The 25,914-nt window shown below is 62.6% G+C and carries 19 protein-coding genes (1 of these 19 cut by a window edge); 14 read left to right on the top strand and 5 right to left on the bottom strand.

Going from position 1 to position 25,914, the window contains the following annotated elements:
* Positions 1 to 78 precede the first annotated feature (78 nt).
* Complete coding sequence (locus HX866_RS18590; RefSeq protein WP_177096314.1) at positions 79 to 903, top strand: alpha/beta fold hydrolase; 825 nt, start codon at positions 79 to 81, stop codon at positions 901 to 903.
* A gap of 20 nt (positions 904 to 923) precedes the next feature.
* Here the strand turns inward: HX866_RS18590 and HX866_RS18595 are convergent, their stop codons facing one another.
* The gene (locus HX866_RS18595) at positions 924 to 1,829 is read right to left on the bottom strand and encodes a LysR family transcriptional regulator (protein WP_177140209.1); all 906 of its coding nucleotides are present in this window, start codon (positions 1,827 to 1,829) and stop codon (positions 924 to 926) included.
* A 101-nt stretch (positions 1,830 to 1,930) separates the two neighbouring features.
* Between HX866_RS18595 and HX866_RS18600 the strand changes: the two genes are divergently transcribed.
* Positions 1,931 to 3,166 carry an acetylornithine transaminase gene (locus HX866_RS18600; RefSeq protein WP_177103623.1) on the top strand — a complete coding sequence of 412 codons (1,236 nt, stop codon included), beginning with the start codon at positions 1,931 to 1,933 and terminating at the stop codon, positions 3,164 to 3,166.
* A 236-nt stretch (positions 3,167 to 3,402) separates the two neighbouring features.
* Here HX866_RS18600 and HX866_RS18605 read toward each other — a convergent pair whose 3' ends face one another.
* Positions 3,403 to 4,107 (bottom strand): hypothetical protein, encoded by a 705-nt coding sequence (locus tag HX866_RS18605; RefSeq protein ID WP_177096319.1) that lies wholly within the window; start codon positions 4,105 to 4,107, stop codon positions 3,403 to 3,405.
* 357 nt (positions 4,108 to 4,464) lie between these two features.
* Here HX866_RS18605 and bcsQ point away from each other — a divergent pair, with 357 nt between their 5' ends.
* From bcsQ to HX866_RS18650, 9 genes are read left to right on the top strand one after another with little or no spacing between them, the layout of a single operon-like run.
* Positions 4,465 to 5,550 (top strand): cellulose biosynthesis protein BcsQ, encoded by a 1,086-nt coding sequence (bcsQ, locus tag HX866_RS18610; protein ID WP_177140210.1) that lies wholly within the window; start codon positions 4,465 to 4,467, stop codon positions 5,548 to 5,550.
* Complete coding sequence (gene bcsA, locus HX866_RS18615; protein WP_177096323.1) at positions 5,547 to 7,808, top strand: UDP-forming cellulose synthase catalytic subunit; 2,262 nt, start codon at positions 5,547 to 5,549, stop codon at positions 7,806 to 7,808. The genes bcsQ and bcsA overlap by 4 nt, the downstream gene beginning before the upstream one ends.
* A complete protein-coding gene (bcsB, locus tag HX866_RS18620) occupies positions 7,805 to 10,102 on the top strand; it encodes a cellulose biosynthesis cyclic di-GMP-binding regulatory protein BcsB (protein ID WP_177140211.1) in 2,298 nt (765 codons plus the stop codon). The genes bcsA and bcsB overlap by 4 nt, the downstream gene beginning before the upstream one ends.
* Positions 10,099 to 11,280 (top strand): cellulose synthase complex periplasmic endoglucanase BcsZ, encoded by a 1,182-nt coding sequence (bcsZ, locus tag HX866_RS18625; protein WP_177096327.1) that lies wholly within the window; start codon positions 10,099 to 10,101, stop codon positions 11,278 to 11,280. Before bcsB ends, bcsZ begins: the two co-directional genes overlap by 4 nt.
* The gene (locus tag HX866_RS18630) at positions 11,262 to 15,155 is read left to right on the top strand and encodes a cellulose biosynthesis protein BcsC (RefSeq protein WP_177140212.1); all 3,894 of its coding nucleotides are present in this window, start codon (positions 11,262 to 11,264) and stop codon (positions 15,153 to 15,155) included. The genes bcsZ and HX866_RS18630 overlap by 19 nt, the downstream gene beginning before the upstream one ends.
* An 18-nt stretch (positions 15,156 to 15,173) precedes the next feature.
* Entirely contained in the window at positions 15,174 to 15,860 is a 687-nt protein-coding gene (locus tag HX866_RS18635; RefSeq protein ID WP_177140213.1) for an SGNH/GDSL hydrolase family protein, read from the top strand.
* Positions 15,857 to 16,534: a cell division protein FtsQ gene (locus HX866_RS18640; RefSeq protein ID WP_177096333.1), complete on the top strand. Its 678-nt coding sequence runs from the start codon at positions 15,857 to 15,859 to the stop codon at positions 16,532 to 16,534. Before HX866_RS18635 ends, HX866_RS18640 begins: the two co-directional genes overlap by 4 nt.
* A gap of 19 nt (positions 16,535 to 16,553) precedes the next feature.
* Positions 16,554 to 17,969: an MBOAT family O-acyltransferase gene (locus tag HX866_RS18645; RefSeq protein ID WP_177096335.1), complete on the top strand. Its 1,416-nt coding sequence runs from the start codon at positions 16,554 to 16,556 to the stop codon at positions 17,967 to 17,969.
* A complete protein-coding gene (locus HX866_RS18650) occupies positions 17,969 to 19,114 on the top strand; it encodes an alginate O-acetyltransferase AlgX-related protein (protein WP_177140214.1) in 1,146 nt (381 codons plus the stop codon). Before HX866_RS18645 ends, HX866_RS18650 begins: the two co-directional genes overlap by 1 nt.
* A gap of 201 nt (positions 19,115 to 19,315) precedes the next feature.
* On the opposite strand, the gene HX866_RS18655 is transcribed toward HX866_RS18650, so the two are convergent.
* From HX866_RS18655 to HX866_RS18665, 3 genes are all read right to left on the bottom strand, one after another.
* On the bottom strand, positions 19,316 to 20,716 hold the full coding sequence (locus HX866_RS18655) for an amino acid permease (protein WP_177096338.1): 1,401 nt from the start codon (positions 20,714 to 20,716) through the stop codon (positions 19,316 to 19,318).
* Positions 20,717 to 20,937: 221 nt separating this feature from the next.
* Positions 20,938 to 21,174: a hypothetical protein gene (locus tag HX866_RS18660; protein ID WP_177140215.1), complete on the bottom strand. Its 237-nt coding sequence runs from the start codon at positions 21,172 to 21,174 to the stop codon at positions 20,938 to 20,940.
* A complete protein-coding gene (locus tag HX866_RS18665; protein WP_177096342.1) occupies positions 21,164 to 21,952 on the bottom strand; it encodes an MlaA family lipoprotein in 789 nt (262 codons plus the stop codon). Before HX866_RS18665 ends, HX866_RS18660 begins: the two co-directional genes overlap by 11 nt.
* A gap of 169 nt (positions 21,953 to 22,121) precedes the next feature.
* On the opposite strand from HX866_RS18665, the gene HX866_RS18670 reads away from it, so the two are divergent.
* From HX866_RS18670 to HX866_RS18680, 3 genes are all read left to right on the top strand, one after another.
* The gene (locus HX866_RS18670) at positions 22,122 to 22,832 is read left to right on the top strand and encodes a response regulator (RefSeq protein ID WP_177096344.1); all 711 of its coding nucleotides are present in this window, start codon (positions 22,122 to 22,124) and stop codon (positions 22,830 to 22,832) included.
* Positions 22,833 to 22,900: 68 nt separating this feature from the next.
* A complete protein-coding gene (locus tag HX866_RS18675; RefSeq protein ID WP_177096953.1) occupies positions 22,901 to 24,178 on the top strand; it encodes an ATP-binding protein in 1,278 nt (425 codons plus the stop codon).
* Between the two features lie 244 nt (positions 24,179 to 24,422).
* A protein-coding gene (locus HX866_RS18680; RefSeq protein ID WP_177140216.1) for a methyl-accepting chemotaxis protein crosses the window boundary here: on the top strand, positions 24,423 to 25,914 show its 5' portion. 383 nt of this gene lie beyond the right edge of the window; only the first 1,492 of its 1,875 coding nucleotides appear in the window; the start codon lies at positions 24,423 to 24,425; its stop codon lies beyond the right edge, outside the window.

A 25,914-nucleotide genomic window follows, 5' to 3' on the forward strand; every position in this document is an offset into this window, starting at 1 on the left:
CCATCATGGCACCACGTTCAGCGACCTGAACGCCGCCGCTTGTGGCGGGTCAGCCATTTCATGCGAGAGGAAATACCGATGCAAACGCCCCGTTTTTCTGGTGTATCCAAACTGTTCGCCGCGCTCGCCATCGCTGCTGGAGCCTTGTCGATCGGCTGGGCAGGTTCGGCCGTCGCGGCGGCGCAACCGGGCCAGAAAGCCACCGTGGTCCTGGTCCACGGCGCCTTTGCCGAGTCTGCCAGCTGGAATGGGGTGATTGCCCGCCTGCAGGCCAAGGGTTATCCGGTGATTGCCGTCGCCAACCCGCTGCACGGCGTGAAGAGTGATTCGGACTACGTGGCCGATATTATCGAGCACACACCGGGCCCGGTGATCCTGGTCGGGCATTCCTATGGTGGTTCGGTGATTTCCAACGCGGTCCATGGTCGTTCCAACGTCAAGGCTCTGGTCTACGTCGCGGCCTTCGCCCCGGAAAAAGGCGAGACCGCGCTTGAGCTCTCCGGTCGTTTTCCCGGCAGCACCCTGGGGCCGACCCTGGCGCCGCCGGTGCCGTTGAAAGATGGCACGGTGGACCTGTTTATCCAGCAGGATAAATTCGCCGCACAGTTCGCCGCCGATGTCGCGCCCAAGGACGCCGCGTTGATGGCCGCGACCCAGCGCCCGGTTGCCGAGGCCGCATTGAAGGAGGGTTCCGGTGATCCGGCCTGGAAAACCACGCCGTCCTGGTTCATCTACGGTTCGGCGGACAAGAACATCCCCGAGGCGGCCCTGAAGTTCATGGCCGAGCGTGCCGGTTCCAAGGAGACCGTGGATATCAAAGGGGCGTCCCATGTGGTGATGGTGTCCCATCCGGACAAGGTGGCGGCGATCATTGAAGACGCGGCCAAGGCCACGGCGAAATAGGCTTGATCCTGTGGCAAGCCCTAGGGCTTGCCCCACTTCTCCAGCGCGAACTCGACGAAGCTGCGCAGTTTCGGCAGTCGGTAGCGGTCTTGCGCATAAAGCAGGTTCATCGGCCGGCAGGGCAGTTTGTAGGTGCCCAGCAATGACACCAGTCGGCCTTCGCGCAAATCGTCGCGCAGCAACGCATCCGGCAGCATCACGATGCCCATCCCGGAGAGCCCCGCCTGATACAACGCCGCGGAACTGTTGATGGTGATCGGACCACTGACCGGCACCAGGATTTCCCCCTCCGACCCGCTCAGGCTCCATTGTTTTTCCACCGCCCGCCAATCGTCTCCCGCCGGGTAGGTGAAGGCCAGGCAATCGTGATGTTCGAGGTCCTGGGGAATACGCGGTGTGCCCCGACGTTTCAGATACGACGGCGCGGCACAGATGGTCAGCGCATAGTCCTCCAGCGGTCGGGCAATCAGTGCCGAAGGTTCGGGTGCACCGAGGCGGATTGCCACATCAAACCCGCTGTCGATCAGGTCTTCGCGCTGGTTGCTGAGCATCACCTCCAGCTTGATCTGGGGATAACGCAGTACGAATTCGCTCAGGGCCGGGGTCAGGCGCTCGGAGCCGAACGTCAGCGGCGCGGTGATCCGCAGGGTGCCGCTCGGCTCGCCCTGGGCCTGTTCTGCCAGGCGCTCGGAATCCGCCACCAGCCCCAACACCTCAAGGCAGCGCTGATAGTAGGTCGAACCGAATTCAGTCAGGCGCTGACGCCGGGTCGTACGGCTGAGCAGGCTCACCCCGAGTCGCTGTTCCAGTGCCCGCAGGTGGTTGCCGACCATGGTGGTGGACAGGCCGCACTCCAGGGCCGCCGCGGTCATGCTGCCGCTCTCCACGACCTTCACATACACCTGCATTGCCTGGAACAGGTCCATTATCAATCCCAGCTTTAAAATCATTGAAGTAACTTGGAGTTTATCCAGTTCAGGTGGCTAACGATACTGCGCGTACCCCCTCGTACCTGGAGCTCGACGCCATGACCGCCGCTAGCCTGATGACTACTTACCAACCGCTGGACCTGGGTTTCGTCAAAGGGCTGGGCACCCGCCTGTGGGACCGTGAAGGTCGCGAATACCTGGATGCCGTGGCCGGCGTGGCGGTGAGCAATATCGGGCATTCCCACCCGCGCCTGGTGGCGGCTATCCGCGAGCAGGCCGGTCTGCTGCTGCACACCTCCAACCTCTACAGCATCGACTGGCAGCAACGGTTGGCCGAGCGTTTGACCCGGCTGGCGGGCATGGACCGGGTGTTCTTCAACAACTCCGGCGCCGAGGCCAATGAAACGGCGCTGAAACTGGCGCGCCTGCATGCCTGGCACAAAGGTATCGAGAAACCCTTGGTGGTGGTCATGGAGAACGCCTTCCACGGCCGTACCCTGGGCACCTTGTCCGCCAGCGATGGCCCGGCGGTGCGTCTGGGGTTCCATGACTTGCCGGGGGATTTCATCAAGGTCCCCTACGGCGACCTGGCGCTGCTGCACAGCATCGCCCGCAGCCACGGCAAGCGGATCTGCGCCGTATTGATGGAACCGATCCAGGGCGAAAGTGGTGTGCAACTGCCACCACCGGGCTACCTGAAAGCAGTGCGCGACCTGTGCAAACGGCGCTCCTGGTTGTTGATGCTTGACGAAATCCAGACCGGCATCGGCCGCACCGGCCAGTGGTTTGCCTTCCAGCACGAGGGCATCGTCCCGGATGTGATGACCCTGGCCAAGGGCCTGGGCAATGGCATTCCCATCGGCGCTTGCCTGGCGCGGGGTCGGGCTGCCGAGCTGTTCACCCCGGGCAGCCACGGCAGTACCTTTGGCGGTAATCCGCTGGCCTGTCGGGCCGCTTGCACGGTGCTCGACATCATCGAGGAGCAGGGACTGGTCGCCAATGCCCGGCAGCAGGGCGAACTTTTGCTGGCCCGCTTGCACGCCGAACTGGGTGACTGCCCGCAGGTCCTGGCGATACGCGGGCAAGGCTTGATGATCGGCATCGAATTGCGCGAGCCGGTGCGTGACCTGATGCTGATCGCGGCCCGAGACCAGGGCTTGTTGATCAACGTGACGCGGGGCAGGACCATTCGCCTGCTGCCACCGCTGATTATCGATGAGCAGGAGGTCGAGATGATTGTGAAAGGGGTGTGTGGTGTATTGCGCTGGGAAAAAACCACGGCAATGGCGAAAGGCTTACACGCCGCGCCCGCAATCGCCTCTATGAGCGTTTGAGCGCCTGCCCTATTCTGGATCCATCACTGCTGCGCAAGGATGTGCACAGGATCAAGGAAGATCGACCATCGCCAGGACGGCAGCCGACAGGACGTTGGAATGGTCAAAAGAAAACCCCGCTTCGGCGGGGTTTTTTGTGTGGGCAGGAAAAGTGGGATTTGTACCCTCACCGCGATGGACCTCGAAATGCACCTGCCTCTTTTTATTCGCCGCCGTTCCCATTCAGCGGCGAATCGTCATTGCTGTACGACGCTATACCCGGCAAACGCCGTCTGCTGCTGAATCGCCGTGACGATGTTCTGGCGGGTGGCCGGCTGTTCGTTGCCCTCGTTGTCCACAAAGGTTTCGCTCAGCAATTCAGCCAGGTCGCCGTGGCCGGCAAAGGCAAAGCCGAGGAATTCGAAGGCTTCGCGGTCGGCATTGGCCTTGGTGCGCGGCGTACGCAATGGCAAGGTGACGCTGACGTCCTCCTTGCTGATGACGAACACCGGCGCTTCTTTTTTGACGCGTGCCGCTTTACCCTTGCCGGCGCCAGGGTTGCTGACCGCCTGGTGAGTCTGGTTCAGTACCTTGAGCGCCAAGCCATAGACCAGTTCCTGGAACGCCGGGTCGTCCTTGTAGCTGGAGAGGATCCGGCTGATCGGGAATTTCGTGCTCAGGTCTTCGAGGGCCGCGATATCGGCCGCTTCGGCGTCCTTGAGTTGCTTGAGCTGGCCCATGAGTTCGTAGGCTTTGTCGTCGTCGAAACGATCATGGGCCTGGCGGATCGCCAGGCGCAGTTGACGAATCTGGTCGCTCTCTTTCGAGGTGTGAAAGGCGTCGAGGACCATCTCGCTGATGCTCTTGGCCTGGGGCACATGCTGGGAAAGATGGATGGCGTTTTCGTATTCGCGTTTGGCGGACAAGGAGGTTACGGCTTCATCGGTATGGGAATCAGGCATCGAAATTTCGCTATTTCAGTGTCGTTTAACTGGGGTGAGGCTCGAAATGCCGGAGCATTTCAGGGCGCCTAATCTATTGGACCCACGCGCCATTGTCACGACTCAAGCGGTCGACGGTCGGGGATGGCGGAAATTTACCCGTTAAATGAAGGATTTGAATGTTTTCGTCAAATTATTGGCTGTCGTGGTTTTTTATTTGATAAAAATCTATTGGACATCAAAATAATGACACCATCAAAATGACATCGCTTGGGGAAGGAGCAATCCGGGAATAATGGTCAATGGAATGTGCAGCTAGGCGTGTGCTTGTCCCCCTTTACATTTGAGTTGAACCTATTTGTACCAAGGGATATCCGTATGCACCGTTCAGATGACATTGCGAATCTGTTCCATCGATTCGGGGGGAGTGTCGAGAGCTATCGGGAAATCGAACCCAGCTACGACTACACCGAAGAAGTGGCGCCGCCAGCGCCCGAAGTCCTGGTGTCTGAACCACTGGCGGCCAGCCTCGATCCCTTGCCAATTGAACCTGTGAGCGTCATCCCGTCGCCTTCCCAGGCACACGTCGGTTCCACGCCGCTGAGCCGGCTGCTGGTGGAGATTGAACAGCAGCGCGCGGGTATGTCTTTCGAAAGTTGCGCTGAACCGGCGACGCCAAGGCTCAAGGCCAAGGTGATTGTCGTGGTTTCGGCCAAGGGCGGGGTGGGCAAGAGCACCCTGGCCGCCGCCTTGGCCTGTGCAATCAAACGCTCCGGCGGACGCACGCTCGCGCTCGACCTGGACCCGCAAAACGCCTTGTGCCTGCACCTGGGGGGCAGCGAAGACTGGCCGGGTATCGCCCAGTCCGCCAGCACCGAGGAAAATTGGCAGCCACTGATCCGCACCGGTTTTTCCGCTAGCCGTTGCCTGACCTATGGCGTGGTCGGCGAACCGCTGCGCCGGGCCCTGGAACAGCGTCTGGAAGACGACCGGCTGTGGCTGGCCCGCCATCTGGCCCACCTGCACCTCGATGATCAGGATACGGTGATCATCGATACACCGCCGGGGGCAACGGTCTATCTGGCCCAGGCGCTGGAAATCGCCGATGTGGTGCTGGCGGTAACTCTGGCCGATGCGGCCGCCTACACCAGTCTCAACCAGTTGGACCGTCTGCTCGCGCCCTACCTGCAACGGGAAAACCCCGCGCAATACAAAGTTGTGATCAACCAGTTGGACACCTCCCGCCAGTTCAGCCTCGACCTTTGTGAAGTGCTGAAAAAAAGAACAGGACAGCAGTTGTTGGGCGTGATCCGTCAGGATCATTTCATCAGCGAAGCCTTGGCGTACGACCGTAATCCGCTGGCGCATACCCCAAGCACCCGAGGCTGTCAGGACGTCCTCGACCTCACAGGTTCGCTGTGCGAACTGCTCACGTACGGTACGCAAGAGTCCTCTTTGTCATGACCCGCGATCCCAACCTCACGCCCCGCCTTCCGGGGCGCTCGGAACTGCGTCTCAACGCTTGGCTGGAGCGCTTCAGCCAATGGCCGGGAGCGTTGCGCAAGGTGTTGATCCTGGGTATTTCGCTGCTTGGCGGGCTGCTGCTGATCAGCATCGTCAGCGCACCGCTGGACCTTTACAGCCAATGCCTGTTTGCCGCGCTGTGCTTCGGCCTGGCCTTGCTGGTCAAGCGCATGCCGGGGCGTTGGCCGATCCTGTTGCTGGTCGTGCTCTCCCTGGTCGCTTCGCTGCGCTACGTATACTGGCGCCTGACCGAAACCCTGGGTTTCGAAGGCTGGCTGGATAGCGCCTTCGGCTATGGCCTGGTGCTGGCGGAGATATACGCCCTGGTGGTGCTGGTCTTCGGTTATGTGCAGACCGCCTGGCCCCTGCGTCGGCGCCCTGTGCTGCTGACCGGCGACCCGAGCGAGTGGCCGACGGTGGATGTGTTCATCCCCACCTACAACGAATCCTTGAGCATCGTGAAGCTGAGCATCTTCGCCGCCCAGGCGATGGACTGGCCCAAGGAAAAGCTGCGGGTGCATGTGCTCGACGATGGTCGTCGCGACGACTTCCGGCGTTTTTGCCAGAGCATCGGCGTCAACTACATCACCCGTGACGATAACGCCCACGCCAAGGCCGGCAACCTCAATGCCGCCCTCAAGGTGACCGACGGTGAATACATCGCCATGTTCGACGCCGACCATGTGCCGACCCGTTCCTTCCTGCAGATCGGCATGGGCTGGTTCCTCAAGGACCCCAAGCTGGCGATGTTGCAGACACCGCACTTTTTCTTTTCCCCGGACCCGTTCGAGAAGAACCTCAAGACCTTCCGCGCCGTACCCAACGAAGGCGAGTTGTTCTACGGCCTGGTGCAGGATGGCAACGACCTGTGGAACGCCACGTTCTTCTGCGGCTCTTGCGCCATTCTGCGACGCAAGCCCCTGGAGGAGATCGGCGGCGTAGCGATTGAAACCGTCACCGAGGACGCCCACACCGCCCTCAAGCTCAACCGCGCCGGCTACAACACCGCCTACCTGGCCATTCCCCAGGCCGCGGGCCTGGCCACCGAAAGCCTGTCGCGGCATATCAGCCAGCGAATCCGCTGGGCCCGGGGCATGGCGCAGATCTTTCGCCTGGACAATCCGTTGATGGGCAAAGGGCTCTCGCTCGGTCAACGGGTTTGCTACGCCAACGCCATGCTGCACTTTTTCTATGGCCTGCCGCGCCTGGTGTTCCTCACGGCGCCCCTGGCCTACCTGATCTTCGGTGCACAGATCTTCCACGCCTCGGCGCTGATGATCACCGCCTACGTGCTGCCGCACCTGTTCCACTCGAACCTGACCAACTCCTGTATCCAGGGGCGTTTCCGGCATTCGTTCTGGAACGAGGTCTATGAGACGGTGCTGGCCTGGTACATCATGCCGCCGGTGTTGATGGCCCTGGTCAAACCCAGTTTCGGTGGTTTCAACGTCACCGATAAAGGCGGGATCATCGACCAGCAGTTCTTCGACTGGAAGCTGGCCCGTCCCTATATCGTCCTGCTGGTGCTGAACCTCACCGGCCTGGGGTTTGCCATCCACCAATGGATCTGGGGCGATCCCGACACGGCGATCACGGTGCTGATCAATGCCCTCTGGACCCTCTACAACCTGATCATCACCAGCGCCGCGGTGGCGGTGGCCAGTGAGTCGCGGCAGATTCGCGCCGAACCCCGGGTCAGCGCCGAGTTGCCGGTCAAGGTCGAACTGCCCGACGGCACCCCGGTGTATGGCATGACCCAGGACTTCTCCCAGCGCGGGCTCGGCATCAAGTTGCCGGCCGGCACCACGGTCGCGGCCGGTGAGCGGGTGCGGGTGACGCTGTTCCGCAGCTCCGTGACCTGCGAGTTCGACACCACGGTGGTGTTCAGCAAGGGCCAGTACCTGGGCGCGTTGTTCGATCCGTTGAGCTTGCGCCAGCAAAGCGAACTGGTACGCATGACCTTCTCCCGTGCCGACACCTGGGCCACCAGTTGGGGCAGCGGCAAGCTCGATACGCCGCTGTCGGCCCTTCGTGAGGTCAGTGCCATCGGCCTGATCGGCCTGGGCACGCTGGTCAGGGCGTTGTTGCTGCCGATGCGTCGACAGCCGGCCGATCAAGCGGCAGCCGGTCGCCCTGACGCACCCGCCAGAAACGATGCTCCTTTGAAACCGCTCGTACCTCTTATGGACAAGTCATGACCCCTACACTGTTGACCCACAGCGCCCCGCGCCGTATTCGTCGTCCGCTCATGCTCCTGGCTTCGTCCGCACTGTGCCTGGGGGGGCTGGTCCATAACGCCTGGGCGGAGACGGCAGCAGCGGTGCCGGCCAGTGTCGCACCACAGCCGTCGGCCGACAGTTACAGCCACAGCCTGACCCTCAAGCAACTGGGGCGGCTGGACACCATGAACCTGCAGGGCGTTGAAGCGTCCGACAGTGTCAGTTTCAACATCCGTGCCGACGAGGTGGTCAACAGCGCGCAATTGCTGTTGCACTACAGCTACTCGCCGGCGCTGCTGGCCGACCTGTCGCAGATCAACGTGCTGGTCAACGATGAAGTGGCCGCGAGCCTGGCGCTGCCCAAGGATGGCGCCGGCAAGCCGCAAGAGCAGGTGGTGAATATCCCGGCGCACCTGATCACCGAGTTCAACCGCCTGCGCCTGCAATTTATCGGGCACTACACCATGCAGTGCGAGGACCCGCAGAACAGCAGTCTGTGGGCCAAGATCAACACCAGTTCGCAGCTTGAGCTGAATGTCTCGCCGATTCCGCTCAAGGACGACTTGTCGATCCTGCCGCTGCCGTTTTTCGACCGTCGCGACTCGCTCCCACTGAAGCTGCCGTTCGTGTTTGCCAAGGCGCCGGATCACGCCGCCCTGGAAGGGGCCGGTGCGCTGTCGTCGTGGCTGGGTGCCCTGGCGGCTTATCGCGGGGCCAGTTTCAGCAGTCAAGTCGGGCAGTTGCCAGACAAGGGCAATGCCATTGTCCTGGTCGAGAGCAAGGACGCCGTGCAGCTGGGTAGCCTGGCTATCCCGGCGCCGAAAGGCCCGACGGTCACCCTCGTGACCCATCCCGGCGATCCCCACGGCAAGCTCCTGATTGTCGCCGGTCGCGACGCCGCCGAACTCAAGCTCGCGGCCTCGGCCGTGGCCCTGGGCAGCAAGGCCTTGGTAGGTAACAGTGTGCTGATCGAGCATCTGGATACGCTGAGCCCGCGCAAGCCTTACGATGCGCCCAACTGGCTGCCGTCCGATCGGCCGGTCAAGCTCGGTGAACTGCTCGATGCCAAGCAGCTCAGCGTGTCCGGCTATAACCCGGGCTCCATCAGCATACCGTTGCGTCTGCCGCCGGACATGTTCAACTGGCGTGAAGAAGGCGTGCTGCTGGACCTGAAATACCGCTACACCCCGCAGCAGGAGTCGACCAATTCCGCCTTGCTGGTGAGCCTGAACAACAGCTTCATGAAGTCGATGCCCCTGCCGTCGATGAAGAGCCTGGGCGGTGCTGAAAGCCTGCTGACCCTGTTGCAGAAAGATGAAAGCCTGCCCCGCGAAGCCACGGTGCACATTCCCCTGGGTTCGGCTGGTGCGCAATCGCTATTGCAACTGCGCTTCATGTTCGACTACGTCAAGCAGGGCGAATGTCGCGACATCATCATCGATAACATGCGCGGGCTGATCGATCCGGATTCGACCCTCGACCTGAGCGGCTACAACCACTACATCGCCTTGCCGAACCTGGGCGTGTTCAACGACAGCGGCTTCCCGTTCACCCGCCTGGCCGACCTCTCGCAAAGCGCCGTGGTCCTGCCCGACGGCAGCGGGCCGGCGGAGTGGAACGCCTACCTGACCGTGCTCGGTCGTTTCGGCAACTCCACCGGCTACCCGGCCACGGCGGTGCAGGTGGTGGATGCCGCGGATGTGCAGTCGGTCAGTGACAAGGACCTGCTGGTACTGGCTTCGGGTGACAACCAGCCGTTGCTCAAACAGTGGAGCGACCGTTTGCCGGCCGGTGTCTCGGGCGACAACCATCATTTCTCGTTGTCCGACCTGACCTTGCGCGTGCGCCAGTGGATCAGCACGGACCCGGCGGCCAACCAGCGCAAAGCGACCTTGAGCGTGAGCTATAGCGGCCCCCTGAGCAGCACCTACCTGGCCGGTTTCGAGTCGCCGCTCAAGTCGGGTCGCAGCGTGGTGGTGATTGCCAGCGGCAAGCCTGAAGGGCTGGCCGAGGCCACGGCCGCGATGATCGGCGGCGACGGCTACAAGGACAGCCTCCAGGGCAGCCTGGCAGTGGTGCAGGGCACGAAGATCACTTCGCTGGTGGCCGACGAACAGTATTACGTCGGTGAGTTGAACCTGTTCAAGCGCGTGCAATGGCTGCTGTCGCAGAACATGCACTGGATGCTGCTGGTGACCGTGGTGGGCCTGTTGCTGGTGGCCAGCTTGCTGTTCCTCGCCCTGCGTGCCCGTGCGAAGAAGCGCCTGTCATGATCCGCCGTCGACTGTGGTTGTCCCTGGCATTGCTGGTGCCGTTGGCCGCACAGGCCGAGTCCTGCTCGTTGCAGGACTGGCCGCTGTGGAAAGATTATGCCGAGCGTTTCGTGCAGAAGGACGGGCGCATGCTCGGCTCGAGCATGGACCCCAACCAGAGCAGTTCCGAAGGCCAGGCCTACGGGATGTTCTTCGCCCTGGTCGGCAACGATCCGCTGACCTTCGAGGAGCTCTGGCACTGGACCCGCGACAACATGGCCGGGGCCAATATCGCGCAGAACCTGCCCGGCTGGTTGTGGGGCCCGACGCCCACCGGCACCTGGGGTGTGCTCGACCGTAATTCCGCCAGCGATGCCGACCTCTGGATCGCCTATGCGCTGCTGGAGGCCGACCGCCTTTGGCACAAGCCCGAGTACCGCAGTGATGCCCAGCAGATCCTGAACAATCTGGACAAGACCCTGGTGCGCAACATTCCGGGCCTGGGCAAGATGTTGCTGCCGGGGCCGGTCGGTTACGAGCACCCGGACCAGCTCTGGCGTTTCAATGCCAGCTATACGCCGATCCCGCTGTTGCGCCGCTTCAGCCAGGAGAGCCCGTCCGGCGCCTGGAAGGAGATCGCCGAAAGCACCGCGAAGATGCTCGCCGACAAGAACATGAATCGCTTCGGCTTCGTACCCGACTGGGTCGGCTACCGCGGCACGGACGTCAACAAGGGCATGTTCGTGGTCGACAAGTTCACCTCGGCCCAGGGCAGCTACGATGCCATCCGCACCTACCTGTGGGCCGGCCTGACCTCGCCCGCCGACCCGTTGGCCAAGCCGATCCTCGACAACCTCGACGGCATGGCCCAGTCCGTTGCCTCCACCGGTGTGCCACCGGAAAAGGTCCAGGTCGTCACCGGGGTCACCGAGGGCGTCGGTCCTTACGGTTTCTCCGCGTCACTGGTGCCTTACCTGCGGGCCAAGGGCCTGCCGCTGCTGGCCGACCAGCAGCAGCGCATCGTCGACGCGGCCATCGCGCACTACAGCAATCCCGCCGATCCGGCCTACAGCCAGCACCAGTACTACCACGTGATGCTGAGCCTGTTCTCGCTGGGCTGGAGTGAAAAACGTTATCAGTTCAACAAGGACGGTACTTTGAAAGTGTCCTGGGAGACTCCATGCGCCAGCAAACCCTAGCCCTGGCGGTGTGTGCCGCGCTGGCGGCCATGCCTGGCCTGGCCGCCGAGACCGGCAACCCGCAGTCGTTGCTGATCCAGCAGGGTTACTACTGGCAGGCCAAGGAACATCCGGACCGGGCCGCCGAAGCCTGGAGCAAGTTGTTGAACCTGTCCCCGGAGCAACCCGACGCGCTCTATGGTCTGGGTCTGATCGACCTGCAACAAAAACGCCTGGACGGCGCCCGCCAGTACCTGGCGCGGTTGCAGGCGATCAAGCCGTTGCCACGCCTGGCCTTGCAGCTGGAGCAGGATATTGCCCTGAGCCCGGACGACAAACAGCAACTGCTGGAAAAGGCCCGGGAACTGAGCGATGCCGACGAGCGTGACAAGGCGGTGGCGGTGTACCGGCAGTTGCTCGACGGACATCAGCCGCAAGGCTTGATCGCCCGCGAGTACTACAACACCCTGGGCTTTGCCACGGGCGGCTGGCCCGAGGCGCGCCTGGGTCTGGAACGGCTGCGTCGGGAACGTCCTGACGACGCTATCCTCGACCTGTTCCTGGCCCTGCACCTGGCGCGCAACGCCGACAGTCGCCCGGAAGGTATTCAGGCCCTGGCGCGCCTGTCCCACAACCCGGATATCGGCGGCAACGCCGATGAAACCTGGCGGTTCGCCTTGCAGTGGTTGGGCCCGCCCTCCCGCGACCAGGTGTCGTTGTTCCAGCAGTATCTGCAAGCGCACCCGGACGATACCGAGATCCGCGCGTTGATGGACAAGGGCATCGCCCAAGGCAGCGGTGGTTCCGCCTGGAAGCGTGACCCGCAGGTGGCCCGCGGTCTCAAGGCCCTCGATGCCGGTGACATTGCTGGCGCCGAACAGGCCTTGCAGGCCCGTCTCAAGGAACGCCCCAACGACTACGATGCCCTCGGTGGCATGGGGATCGTGCGCCAACAGCAGAAGCGTCTGGCTGAAGCCGAAACCTACCTGGTACAGGCCTCCCGCCTGCCGGGTGGGGCGCAGTGGAGCGGGGCCCTCGACGACGTCCGCTACTGGATCCTGCTGGACAAGGCCGGCGAGGCCCAGCGCGGCGGTCGCCAGGCCCAGGCCCGCGATCTGATCGAACAGGCGATCGCCAAGAACCCCGCCGAACCGGCCGGCCCCACGGCCTTGGCCAATTGGCAGGCCCAGGCCGGGCAACTGGACGCCGCTGAAGCCGGCTATCGCCAAGTGTTGGCGCGCGCGAAGAATTACCCTGAGGCCCTTGCCGGGTTGATCAACGTGCTGTCGCGGGCCGGCAAGTCCGATGAGGCATTGCGCCTGATCGACGGATTGTCTCCGGCGGACCAGGCACGCCTGGCCTCCAGCGTGAAGATTCGCGCCTTGCGCGCGATCCAGGTGGCCAAGCTGGCCGAACATCGTGGTGATCTGCCGGGGGCGCAAAAAGCCTACAAGGAAGCCCTGGCCGACGACCCGAAAAATCCCTGGACGCGTTTTGCCCTGGCCCGCGTCTACCTGCGCGATGGCCAGACCCAGGTGGCCCGGGACCTGATCGATGAACTGCTCAAGCAGCAACCCGATCAGCCCGACGCGCTCTATACCAGCACCTTGCTCTCCGCCGAACTGGGCGAGTGGGTCAAGGCCCAGCGCACCTTGTCGCGGATTCCGGCAGCCAAGCGCAGCAGCGACATGAATGACATGGAGCTGGATATCCGTTTGCATATCCAGACTGAGCTGGCGGTAGATGTGGCCCGCCGTGGCCAGCGCCAGGAAGCCTGGGCGCTGTTGTCGCGCAGCGAGCCGTTGGCCGGGCAGAAACCCGAGCGTGTCGCGGTGCTGGCCTCCGCCTATGCCGAAGCCGGCAATCCGCAGCAGGCCGTGAGCCTGATGCGCCAGGTGCTCGACCATTCGCCGTCGACCCCGGATCTGCAATTGCTCTATGCCGGGGTGCTGCTCAAGGCCGACCAGGACGCCCAGGCCAGCGATATCCTGCGGGACTTGCAGGGCAAGCCGATGGGTGAGACCGCGAGCAAACGCTACGAAGACCTGCTGTTCCTCTACCGGATCAAACAGGCCGATGAGCTGCGCGAGAAGAACGATCTGGTGGCCGCCTTCGACATGCTCTCGCCGGCCCTCAAGCAGCGGCCCAACGACAGCCAAGCGGTGTCATCGCTGGCGCGCATGTATGCCGCCAGCGGCAATACGCAAAAGGCCCGGGAGCTCTATGCACCGCTGATCAAGGCCGATCCGGGGAATGCCAAGTTGCAGCTGGGCCTGGCCGATATCGCCCTGCAAGGACGTGACTTCGACCTGGCCGAGCAATCGGTGAAAAAGGCCCTTGAGCTGGAGCCCGGGGTACCGCAGACCCTGACCGCTTCGGCACGGATCTATCGCGGCATGGGCAAGACCGGTGAGGCCGGCAAGCTGTTGCGCAAGGCCATCGAGATCGAAGACAGCCAGCGTCAGGAGATCTATGTGGCGGCGGCTCCGCAAGCGCCGGCACAGTCGGCCAACCCTTTTGTCGGTTTGCCCGGCCAGCGCCGGGAGGCAACCGCCCTGGCGTCGTCTGACCTGGTTCCGCCGCCGATCAATGCCTCTGTCGTTGGCCTCGGTTCGGGCATCGGTACGGGTGATGGCGATGGCGTTCCGTCAGCGCTCGAGCGCAGGACGGGTGGGAATACCGCGCTCGGTCCGCTCGGTAATATCTACGCCCGCGAAAGCAACCCGCGCCCGGTGTTGAGCCCGGCGCAACAGGCGTTGAACGAGATCGTCGAAGACCGCACCGGCTATGCCGTCCAGGGCCTGACCGTGCGCAGCAACAATGGCGAGAAAGGCCTGAGCAAGCTGACTGACGTCGAAACCCCGTTCGAAGTCAGCGTGCCGGTGGGCGATAACAGTGCCAGCATGGCGCTGCAGATCACCCCGGTGTCGTTGTCTTCCGGTAGCCCGAGCGACCCGGCCCAGGCGCGTTTCGGTGCCAGTGGCCTGACCCCGGTCGGTTCGCAGAGCGCCAGCGGGGTCGGCGTGGCGGTGGCCTATCGGGACAAGGAGCAAGGTCTCAAGGCGGATCTGGGCGTCAGTCCGGTGGGCTTTCTCTACAGCACGCCGGTGGGGGGCGTGAGCCTCAATCGGCCGTTCGACGGCAATTCCGACTACCGCTACGGCGTGAGTGTTTCGCGCCGGGCGGTCACCGACAGTGTGACCTCTTTTGCCGGCTCCCGTGATCCGCGCACTGGCGACAAGTGGGGCGGTGTCACGGCCAACGGCGTACGCGGCGAACTGAGCTATGACGATCAGCAAGTCGGTGCCTACGGCTATGGTTCGGCGCACGTGCTGCAAGGTAACAATGTCGAGTCGAACAACCGCTTCGAACTGGGCAGTGGTATCTACTGGTACCTGCGCAATGCCCCCGACAGCATCCTCACCCTCGGCCTGAGCGGTTCGGCGCTGACTTACGCCAACAACCAGGACTTCTTCACCGTGGGTCACGGCGGTTACTTCAGCCCGCAGACGTTCTTCGCCCTGGGCGTACCGATCAGTTGGTCGCAACGCACCGAGAACTTCACCTACCGGGTCAAGGGTTCGGTGGGTGTCCAGCATATCGGTCAGGACAGTGCCCAGGTCTTCCCCGGTAACAGCAATTTGCAACCGCAGGCCACGGCCGCCGGGCTCACAGGTTACGGCAGCGAGAACAAGACGGGGGTTGGCTACAGTCTCAATGCGGCGGGTGAATACCGGTTCGGCTCGCGCTTCTTCCTGGGCGGCACGGTGGGCCTGGACAACGCCAGCGACTACCGGCAGTTCAGCGGTGGCCTGTATCTGCGCTACACCTTCGAGAACATGACCGGGCCCATGACCCTGCCGGTCAGCCCTTTCGGTTCCCCTTATTCGAATTGATGCAACGAGGAATAATTGATGGCTTCTTCTGTACTGGCTGGTTTGACCTTGCTCGTGATTGGCGAAAGCCACATGAGTTTTCCCGACTCGCTGATGAACCCGCTCTACGACAACCTCACCCAGCAAGGTGCCCAGGTTCACGCCATCGGTGCCTGTGGCGCCAACCCGGCGGACTGGGTCACGCCCAAGCTGAAACTCGATTGCGGGGCGATCCGCGAGCCGGGCGAGAAGATCAAGGTGATGAGCCGCGGAACCCTCGACACGCAGCCGATCAAGGACGTGATCGCCAAAGACAAGCCGGACCTGGTGGTGCTGATCATGGGCGACACCATGGCCTCCTATAAAACCACGCCGTTTCCCAAGGTCTGGGCTTACCAGAGCGTCACCGCGCTGACCAAGCAGATCGCCGACAGCGGCGCCAAATGTGTGTGGGTCGGCCCGGCCTGGGGCAAGGCCAACGGCAGCAACACCAACGAAAACCAGTACGGCAAGAACCAGGTCCGTACCCAGTTGGTGGCGGGCACCCTGGCCAATATGGTCGCGCCGTGCACCTACATCGACTCGACCAAGTTTTCCAAGCCTGGCGAGTGGACCACCTCCGACGGCCAACACTTCACCATCGCCGGTTACAAGTTGTGGGCGGCGGCCATCGGCAAATCGTTGAACGAACTGCCCGCCGCGGCCGTGAAAGGAGCTGCACAGTGAAACGGATTTTCAATGCCGTTGGCACTCTGGCCGGTCTGGCCCTGAGTGCCAGTGCGTTCAGTGCACCGATTGCCCTGTACCCCACCGGCCCGTCCCAGGATTCGGCCTACCTGCGTTTCGTCAACGCGGTCGACACCACCCTGGAGCTGACCCCGGAAGGGGCGGCCAGCAGCTTGAAGCTGGAACATGGCCAGGCGGTCAGCGGCTTTATCCCGGTGTCCGGCGGCCAGCCGATCAGGGGCACCTTGAGCCGCGACGGCAAAAGCGTGCCACTGGACGTGAAGGTGAACGCCGGCGATTTCGCCACGGTGTTCGCCCTGGCGGATGCCAAGCAAGGCATTCGCCAAGTGGTGGTCAGCGAAGCCTTCGATATCCCCAACCAGCTCAAGGCCTCGTTGGCGCTCTTCGACGCCGACTCCGGTTGCAGCGATGCGCGGATCAACCTGGCCGGGCGTGATGTCGACCTGTTCCAGAAGGCGCCTGCGGGCAATCCCCGGCGTCAGGAGCTGAACCCGCGGCCATCGCTGGCGGTGCAGTTGGTCTGTGCCGGCAGCCCGGTGGGTTCGGCGGTCGAACTCGGCGCACTGGAGGCAAACAAGCGCTACAGTTTGTTACTACTGCCATCGTCGTCGGGGCCGCGCCTGATTACCGCCACGGATAGCTTGTCCAACTGAATCGGAAGCGCCCGTTGCCATGGTTTTCGCCTCGCTTGAATTCCTGACGCTGTTCCTGCCAGCTTTTCTGCTGGTCTATGCGCTGGCCCGACCGGGCTGGCGTAACGTCATCCTGTTGATCGGCAGTTGGCTGTTCTATGGCTGGCTGAGCCCGCTGTTCCTGTTCCTGCACATGGTGCTGACCCTGCTGGCTTGGGTCGGCGGCCTGCTGGTGGACCGCTCGCGGGAGGATTCACGGGGGCGGATACGGCTGCTGATCGCGCTGATCGTGATCAACACCGCCGTGCTCTGCTGGTACAAGTACGCGAATATTCTCGCTGGAACCTGGAACCAGCTGATCACCTACTACGGTGCGATGCCCATGGCCTGGCAGCGGGTGGCCTTGCCGGCGGGGTTGTCGTTCATTGTCCTGCAGGCGATTTCCTACCTGGTGGATGTGCACCGGCATGTGGTGCCGGTGGAGCGCAGCTTCATCAATTACGCCACGTACATTTCCATGTTCGGCCACTCGATTGCCGGTCCCATCATTCGTTATGACTGGGTCCGCCGGGAGCTGAACCAGCGCTATTTCAACTGGATGAATTTCTCCCTGGGCGCCCGCCGCTTCATGATCGGCATGTGCATGAAAGTGCTGGTGGCCGACACCTTGTCGCCGCTGGTGGACGTGGCCTTTCACCTGGACAATCCCTCCTTCGTCGACGCCTGGATCGGTTGCCTGGCGTATTCGCTGCAACTGTTTTTCGACTTCGCCGGCTACAGTGCCATGGCCATCGGCCTGGGCTTGATGCTGGGCTTTCACTTTCCGGAAAACTTCAATCGCCCGTACCTGGCCTACAGCATCCAGGACTTCTGGCGGCGTTGGCACCTGTCGTTGTCCAGCTGGTTGCGCGACTACCTGTACATTGCCCTGGGTGGCAATCGCAAAGGCGTGTGGAAGACCTATCGCAATCTGTTCCTGACCATGGCCATTGCCGGACTCTGGCATGGCGGCGACAGCTGGAACTACCTGATCTGGGGCTCGGCCCATGGCGTGGCGTTGTGCGTCGACCGGGCCTGGTCGCGTTCCAGCCTGCCGGGCCTGCCGCTCTGGGCCTGCCACGTGGCCACGCTGTTGTTCGTGTGCCTGGCCTGGACCTTGTTCCGTTCGCCGGACTTCGCCACGGCCCTGAGCATGTATGGCGGCCAGTTCGGTCAGCACGGTTTTGCCCTGGGCGATGCCCTGGCCGTGACCTTGCGTCCGGTGCACGGCTTGGCGGCGTTGCTCGGGCTGGCGTGCATCCTCGCGCCGCTGTTGCAGCCCCGTGTGGAAAGACGCTTCGCAGGCAACGAATTGTTCGTGTTGGCTGCGGCCCTTTGGCCCGTGCTCGGGTTCATGCTGTCGTTCGCTCTGATCGCCAGCCGTGAAGCCGTGCCCTTTCTGTACTTTCAATTCTGATGAACCAGCCAACGCAATCCCCGTCCGTTGCCCCCACGCCGCCCAGTGCGCTGGCGATGCGCGCCAGTCCCCTGGCGGGCGTGGTATTCACTCTGTTCCTGGCGCTGGGGGCGTTGTCCTGCGTCTGGCTGATGATCAAGGGTACGATCGAGTTCGTGCCCAAGGTGGTCACGCCGGACATGCTCCTGCATGGCGAGATCACCCACCGTTTCGCCAAGACCTTGTCAGATGCACCGCTGCCCAAGGAGGCCGCCGACCTCGAACGCGGCGGCAGTTGGCTGACCGTCGGCGACCTCGGGCCACGGGTGCGCGAAGGTTGCCCGGACTGGTTGTTCCTGAGTGACGAACTGCGTTGGAACCGTAATGCGGCGGCCAATGCCGAGGCCAAGGCGCAGGCGGTGCTGGATTTGCGCCAGGCGTTGAACAAGCGCGGTATTGCGTTGCTGGTGGCGGTGGTGCCGGACAAGAGCCGAATCGTCGCGGCGCAGTTGTGCTCGCTCAGGCGGCCGGCGGCGTTTCAAGCACGGATTGCCACCTGGCTGAGCGCGCTGCAAGGAGCGGGCGTGGCAGCGGTAGATCTGACTCCGAGCTTGCAGCCGCTGGGCGAGGGCGCTTACCTGCGCACCGATACCCACTGGAGCGAGGCCGGGGCCAAGGCGGCGGCGGGGCGGATTGCCGGGGCGGTCGCTGCCTTGAAGTTCGTGGTGACGCCGCACAAGAACTACGAGCTGAGTGCGCAAGCCAGTGCGCTGCGTCCGGGTGACCTGGTGCGGCTGGCGGGGATCGACTGGCTGCCGTTGGCGGCGCAGCCCAAGGCTGAGCGCGTGGCGGCGACGCAGTTCAAGGAGCGCGCTGATGCGGCGGCGGGGGACAACCTTGATGATCTGTTTGGTGACGACAATCTGCCGAACACGGCGTTGATCGGCACATCGTTCTCGCGCAACTCGAATTTTGTCGGATTCCTGGAGGCTGCCGTGGGCGCGCCGGTGGGGAATTTCGCCAAGGATGGTGGCGAGTTTTCCGGGGCGGCGAAAGCCTACTTCGACAGCCCGGCGTTCAAGCAGACGCCGCCGAAGTTGCTGATCTGGGAGATTCCGGAGCGGGATCTGCAGACGCCGTATGATGGCGGTGTGCGGTTACCGTGAGTGGGGTGAGGGGCAGAGGGATAGACCGCGTTATCGTTCATCGCGAGCAAGCTTGCTCCTACAGAATGGTGTCGTACCGCAGCGTTGGGAACGACATCGCCCCTGTAGGAGCAAGCTTGCTCGCGATGCAGGCGACGCGCTCCCCCGGTTAAACCGCCGCGGCCGTTCGGATATCGCTATCCGTGTGTGCGAAGCTAGGTTTCAGCTAACGGCCCGCGTCCGGCCCTTGGCCAGCCGCAAGCGGTACAGCCCATAGATGAACAGCACCCAAAACGGCATCACGTACACCGACACACTGATCCCCGGAATCATCAGCATCACCGCCAGGATCAGCGCGACAAAGGCCAGGCACAGGTAATTGCTGAACGGCGTCCAGAACGCCTTGAAGCCCGGCACCACGCCTTGTTTTTCCATGGCCTTGCGGAATTTCAGGTGGGTCAGGCTGATCACGATCCAGTTGATGATCAACGCCGCCACCACCAGCGCCATCAACAACTCCAGCGCTTCATGGGGCGCCACGTAGTTGACCACCACGCAGAGCAGGGTCACCAGCGCCGAGACGCCGATCGCCCGTACCGGCACGCCTTGCTTGTTCAGTTTCATCAGCGATTTCGGCGCATCGCCTTGCTCGGCCAGGCCGAACAGCATGCGGCTGTTGCAGTAGACGCCGCTGTTGTAGACCGACAGCGCGGCAGTCAGCACCACCACGTTGAGGATCTGCGCCGCCGTGTCACTGCCGATCAGGGCGAAGATCTGCACGAACGGGCTGCCGCTGTAGGCATCGCCGGAAGCGCCGAGGGTGGTCAGCAACTGGTCCCATGGGTACAACGACAGCAACACGGTGAGGGCGCCGACGTAGAAGATCAGAATCCGCAACACCACCTGGTTGATCGCCTTGGGGATCACCTTGCGTGGTTCGCTGGCCTCGGCGGCGGTGATGCCCACCAACTCCAGGCCACCGAAGGAAAACATGATGAAGCACAGCGCCATCAGCAGGCCGCTGAAACCATTGGGGAAGAACCCGCCGTGGCTCCACAGGTTGCTGACCGAAGCCTGCGGGCCGCCGGTGCCGCTGATCAGCAGGTAGCAACCGAGGGCGATCATGCCGATGATTGCCACGACCTTGATGATCGCGAACCAGAATTCGGTTTCGCCGAACACCTTCACATTGGTCAGGTTGATCAGGTTGACCAGCACGAAGAACACCGCCGCGCTGACCCAGGACGGCACATCCGGCCACCAGAACTGCACGTACTTGCCGACGGCCGTGAGTTCGGCCATGCCCACCAGTACGTAGAGCACCCAGTAGTTCCAGCCGCAGAGGAAACCCGCGTAGCCGCCCCAGTATTTATGGGCGAAGTGGCTGAACGAACCGGCTACCGGTTCTTCGACGATCATTTCGCCGAGCTGGCGCATGATCAGGAATGCGACGAAACCGCAGATCGCATAACCGAGGATCATCGCCGGGCCTGCGGACTTGAGGACGCCGGCCGAGCCCAGAAACAGCCCGGTGCCGATGGCCCCGCCCAGGGAAATCAGCTGGATATGGCGGTTTTTCAGGCCGCGCTTGAGCAAACCCGGTGTCAGGTTTTCACCCGTCATTGCTTCACCTTCTCTAGTTTTTCTTCTCGGTGTCGTCCTGAGCGGGCCAGGCGTGCAACCGGTACTGATGCTCGACATAAGCGGCGTGGATATTAAATCCCGAAGGTGCGGGGCTCAAGTATTACGCGGGTTCGAGGGGGAAATAGAGAAGAAACTGTAGGATCGTGACGGGCCTTGAAGGTGTTGGGTCCACCTTCGAGGCTGGCGCGCAGGGCTCTGTTTCAGGCGCTTTGTTCCGCCCGCTGGACCAGCCAGCGCAATGCATCGGCCGTCGGTACCTGATAATGCCGTTCGGCCGATTGCGAGCCCAGCGGGCTGTAGTGCTCGCTGTAGCGGCTGAGGATCAGGTGGCGTTGGTCATCCGACAGCCGCAGGCTGACTTCATGGCAGTGCAGGTCGGTGTCGGCGTGTTTGCTCACCCGCTGCTCGAGGATTAGCGGTTGTTGTTCAGAAACCATCCTGGGCGGCTCCCTGGCAACGGTCTTTCTCCGGCTGGGTGCTGCCTTGCTTGCCCTCCTGCACGAATGCCGCACGATGCTCGGCGACCACGTTACGCAGGGCGCTGTAGTAGTCCGGCAGTTTTTGCAGGCTGTCGGTGAGCGGCAGCAGCTCGGCGCGCTGGTCGATCACACCGCCGACCAGGCTGACGGTTGCCAGGGTTTGTACGCTGTCGCTGTTGTTGCCGAAGGGGTTGAAGGCCAGGCCCAGCAACCGTCCGGCGGCGTCGCGGGCGTTGCCGGTGCCCAGTAGCGGCAGTTCGACGATGGGCCCGTTGGCGATACCCCAGACACCAAAGGTCTGGCCGAAGTCGGCGGTGTGGCGGGGGATGCCCATAGGGTCCGAGACATCGATCAACCCTGCCACACCGAGGGTGGTGTTGACCGTGAAACGCCCCAGGGTCGTGGCCGAGCGCTTCAAGTTGCCCTGCAGCAGGTCGTTGACGAAAACCTTGGGTTCGGCAAAGTTGGTGGTGAAGTTATGCACACCCCGTTGGAAGACCTTCGGCAGGTGCTGATAACCCCGGGCCACGGGGGCCAGGGCATAGTCATCGACGACCTTGTTGAAGGCGAAAATCCCCCGGTTGACCCGCTGGGCCGGGTCGAACACCGGATGATCGACCTGCGCGCAACTGCCGTTCGCCACCGGGGCCGGGCTGCTGCAGCCGGCCAGGTACGAAACGGTCAGCAACAGCGCGGCGTGACGGAGCATGGCGGGCGAACACTTGAGCGAGGGCATGGGCAAACGGTCTCTGGGGAGGAAAGTGGGCTGATGCTGGCAGCCGCGCCTTGCGCAAAGATGTCTGCTTTATTGCGTTGTTGACGGTTTGTTACTGCATTGAAATATATGACGGAGCGCCGCGAATGGTTTTAGATGGTCTCTTTCCAACTTCAAGTGATGGCCGCCGGTGAGCAGTCTGTTGATCGTGGACGACGACCTCGAGGTCCTTGCCCTGCTGAAGAAATTCTTTGTGCTGCATGGCTACACGGTGGAGGTCGCCGCCGATGGCGCCGCGTTGTGGGCCGCAGTGGAGCGCCAGGCCCCGGACCTGATCATTCTCGACCTGATGCTGCCGGGAGAGAACGGCCTGATGCTGTGCCAGCGCCTGCGCCGGCAGTACGCGACTCCGGTGATCATGCTGACCGCCATGGGCGAGTTGAGCGACCGGGTGGTGGGCCTGGAAATGGGCGCCGACGACTACCTGAGCAAACCCTTCGACGCCCGTGAGTTGCTGGCGCGGGTCCGCGCGGTCTTGCGCCGGGCCGGGGAAAGCCGGCCCTTGACCGGTGAGGTGCCGCGTCCGCTGATCCGTTTCGCCGACTGGCAACTGGACTTGACCCGACGTGAGTTGCGTTCGCCGGATCAGGTGATGATTCCGTTGTCGGCCGGGGAGTTCGATCTGCTGCTGGTGTTTGTCGAACATCCCCAGCGCATCCTCACCCGCGAGCAACTGCTGGATCTGGCGCGGGGACATAGTCATGACGCGTTCGATCGCAGCATCGATGTCCAGGTCAGCCGCCTGCGGCGCAAGCTGGAGTTCGACACCAAGCGCCCGGCGATGATTCGCACGGTGCGCAATGGCGGCTATTTGTTTACCCCTGATGTGACACGCCAGTGAGCCGCCCCGGAGCCGGGCGTTATCGTCCAAGGGACACGGTGGCCCGCTGGATCGCCCTGACCATCCTGATGGCCATGCTGACGGCGCTGGGGTTCAATGCGCTGTTCGTCAAGCTGGCCGGTGTCTGGGCCTATCCTTCCCTGATCGAGATCGGCCTGCTGGAAAAGGTCGCCTCCATCAGCCGTGTGATCGAAGCTTCCGACCCCGGACAGCGTGCCCGTTTGGCCGCGGTGGTCAGTGACCCGAACATGCAGGTGAACTGGTACCTCGACCGCCACGATATCCCCCAGCCAAAAATCGTTGAAGAGGTCCGGGGCCGGGGATCGGAAGGCATACGTCGAGCCCTTAATGCGCCGAACCGAAGGATCGAGGCCTATCGGCCCTCCGATTGGGAAGGCCCGGGCGGACGTTATGCCTTGCTGATCCAGTTGGACGACGGCTCCTGGCTGATGTTTTCCGCCGCGTCGCGCAGTTGGGGGTTGGAGGAGGGGCCACGGGGGGTGATTGTGATCGTGCTGGTGCTGCTCTCCACGGCGGTGGTCACCTTGATCGCAACCCGTCGTCTGGCCAGGCCCTTGCAGCAATTTGCCCAGGGCGCGCGGCGTTTTGGCGTCGACTTCCGCGCACCGCCCGTGGAGCCGGTCGGACCCCATGAAATCCGCCAGGCGATTCTCGCCTTCAACGCCATGCAGGCTCAGTTGCAACACTTCATCAAGGACCGTACGCAGATGCTCGCGGCGATTTCCCATGACCTGCGCACGCCCTTGACCCGTATGCGCCTGCGGGGAGAGTTCATCGAAGACGAGGAACAACAGCAACGACTGTTCCGTGATGTCGACGAAATGCAGGCAATGATCAACTCCGCACTGGAGTTTTTCCGTGACGATGCGCGCCTGGAAGAGGCGACTTCTTTTGACCTGGCGGAGTTGTTGCAAACCCTGGTGGACGATTATCGCGACCAGGGAATTGAAGTTGATTTCCAAGGACCGTCGAGGTGGGTGTATTTCGGGAGACCGTTGGGGCTCAAGCGGGTCTTCGGTAACTTGCTGGATAACGCGATCAAGTACGGCAGCGCGCCTTCTATCGAACTGGAGCAGGACGCAGAGCAGCTATGGATTCGTGTGGAGGATCACGGGCCGGGTATTGCGCCGGGTGATCTTGAGCGGGTGTTCGAGCCGTTCTTTCGGCTGGAAAGCTCGCGCAACAAGAGTACCGGCGGGGTCGGGCTGGGGCTGTCGGCGGCGCGGGCGATTGTTCTGGAGCAGGGCGGGGCGCTGACTTTGAGCAACCGAACGGGGGGCGGGCTGGTCGCCTTGGTGGCGTTACCGCTGCAGGGCGATGTATAGGCAGCGTCCGACGAGGCCTTTTGTCGAGGCAAGTAGTGCAACTTCAAAGCGTCATCAATAAAGTGTTACTGGCTATCGGGTGATCACTTTTTTTGATGCCAGTCCCACGGTATTTGTTGTTTGACAACGTTTTAACCAACACTGAAACTTTCCCCATTAAGGGTGGTTTTCGCCCTGCCCATTGTTTTGTCCTGCCTTGATATAAAGTCAAACAAAAACCCTCCATTGTGCAGTAGCCAAAACCATGAATATTCGCTTGAAGTTCAGTCAGAAGATTCTGCTCGCTGTTTCTGCTGTGGTCGTTGTGGTCTTTGCGGTTTTCGCACTCTATGGCGATTATCAGCAGCGCAATGAAATCAGCAGCAATATCGAAAACAACTTGCACACCACCGGACAGGTCCTGGCCCAGAATATTCAAACCTGGCTGAGTGACCGCTTGCTGTTGGTGGACGCCATGGCCCAGGTCGTCGCGCTCGACCCGGCTCGGGACAAGGTCCGCACCTTGCTCCAGCGGCCTGCGCTCACCTCGACCTTCGTCGCCAGCTACAGCGCAACGCGTGAAGGCGCTTTCGATATCTTTCCTGAACGGGTCATGCCCGATGGCTACGATCCCCGCCAGCGGCCCTGGTACTCGGACGCGGTTAAAAACGGTCCGATCCTCACCGAACCCTATATCGGCGTGGGCAGCGATTACCTGGTGATGAGCGAGGCGGCGCCGGTGAAGTCCGGCGACCAGGTGCTGGGCGTGCTCGGGGTCAATATCAGCCTGGATAAAATGGCCCGGATGATCAACGCCCAGGACTTTGGTGGCATCGGTTATGCCTTCCTGGTCAGTGCCGACGGCAATATCCTGGTGCACCCCGATAAAACCCTGGTCACCAAGAACCTGCGTGATATCTACGCCATGGAGCCGGCGCGGATCGGCGCCGAGCTGAGCGAGGTGCAACAGGCGGGGAGTACGCAGTTGCTGACGTTCATGCCGGTACAGGGCCTGCCTTCGGTGAAATGGTACGTGGGCCTGGCGGTCGACAAGCACAAGGCCTATGCGGCGCTGACCCAGTTTCGTCTCTCGGTGGTGATCGCGACGGTCGTATTGCTGGCCATCACCTTTGTCCTGCTCAGCCTGTTGATCCGACTGCTGATGAAGCCTTTGCACCATATGACCCGGGCACTGGAGGACATCGCCCAGGGCGATGGCGACCTGACGCAGCGCTTGGCGATCCAATCGCGAGACGAATTCGGCAACCTGGCGGGGGCCTTCAATCGTTTTGTCGAGCGTATTCATAGCTCGATCCGCGAAGTGGCGTCGACCACCGCGCGCTTGAGCCAGGTGGCCAGCCGGGTGGTCAACGCCTCAAACGCCTCGATGAGCAATTCGGACAACCAGTCCCATCGCACCAGCAGTGTTGCGGCGGCGATCAATCAATTGGGGGCGGCCGCCCAGGAGATTGCCGTGAATGCCGCGGATGCCTCGCAGGGGGCTTCCGATGCACGGGACACGGCGGATGAGGCACGGCGGGTGGTCGAGCGCTCGATCCAGGCGATGACTGAGCTGTCGGCCAAGATCCTCTCCTCCAGCGCGCGGATCGAGCAGCTCAACAGTCACACGTCGAGCATTGGCCAGATACTCAAGGTGATCCAGGCGATCTCCGAACAAACCAATCTGCTGGCACTCAATGCCGCCATTGAGGCTGCCCGGGCCGGTGAATCCGGACGCGGTTTCTCGGTGGTTGCCG

The organism is Pseudomonas gingeri (assembly GCF_013386165.1).
In the GTDB taxonomy this organism is placed as follows: Bacteria; Pseudomonadota; Gammaproteobacteria; order Pseudomonadales; family Pseudomonadaceae; genus Aquipseudomonas; species Aquipseudomonas gingeri_C.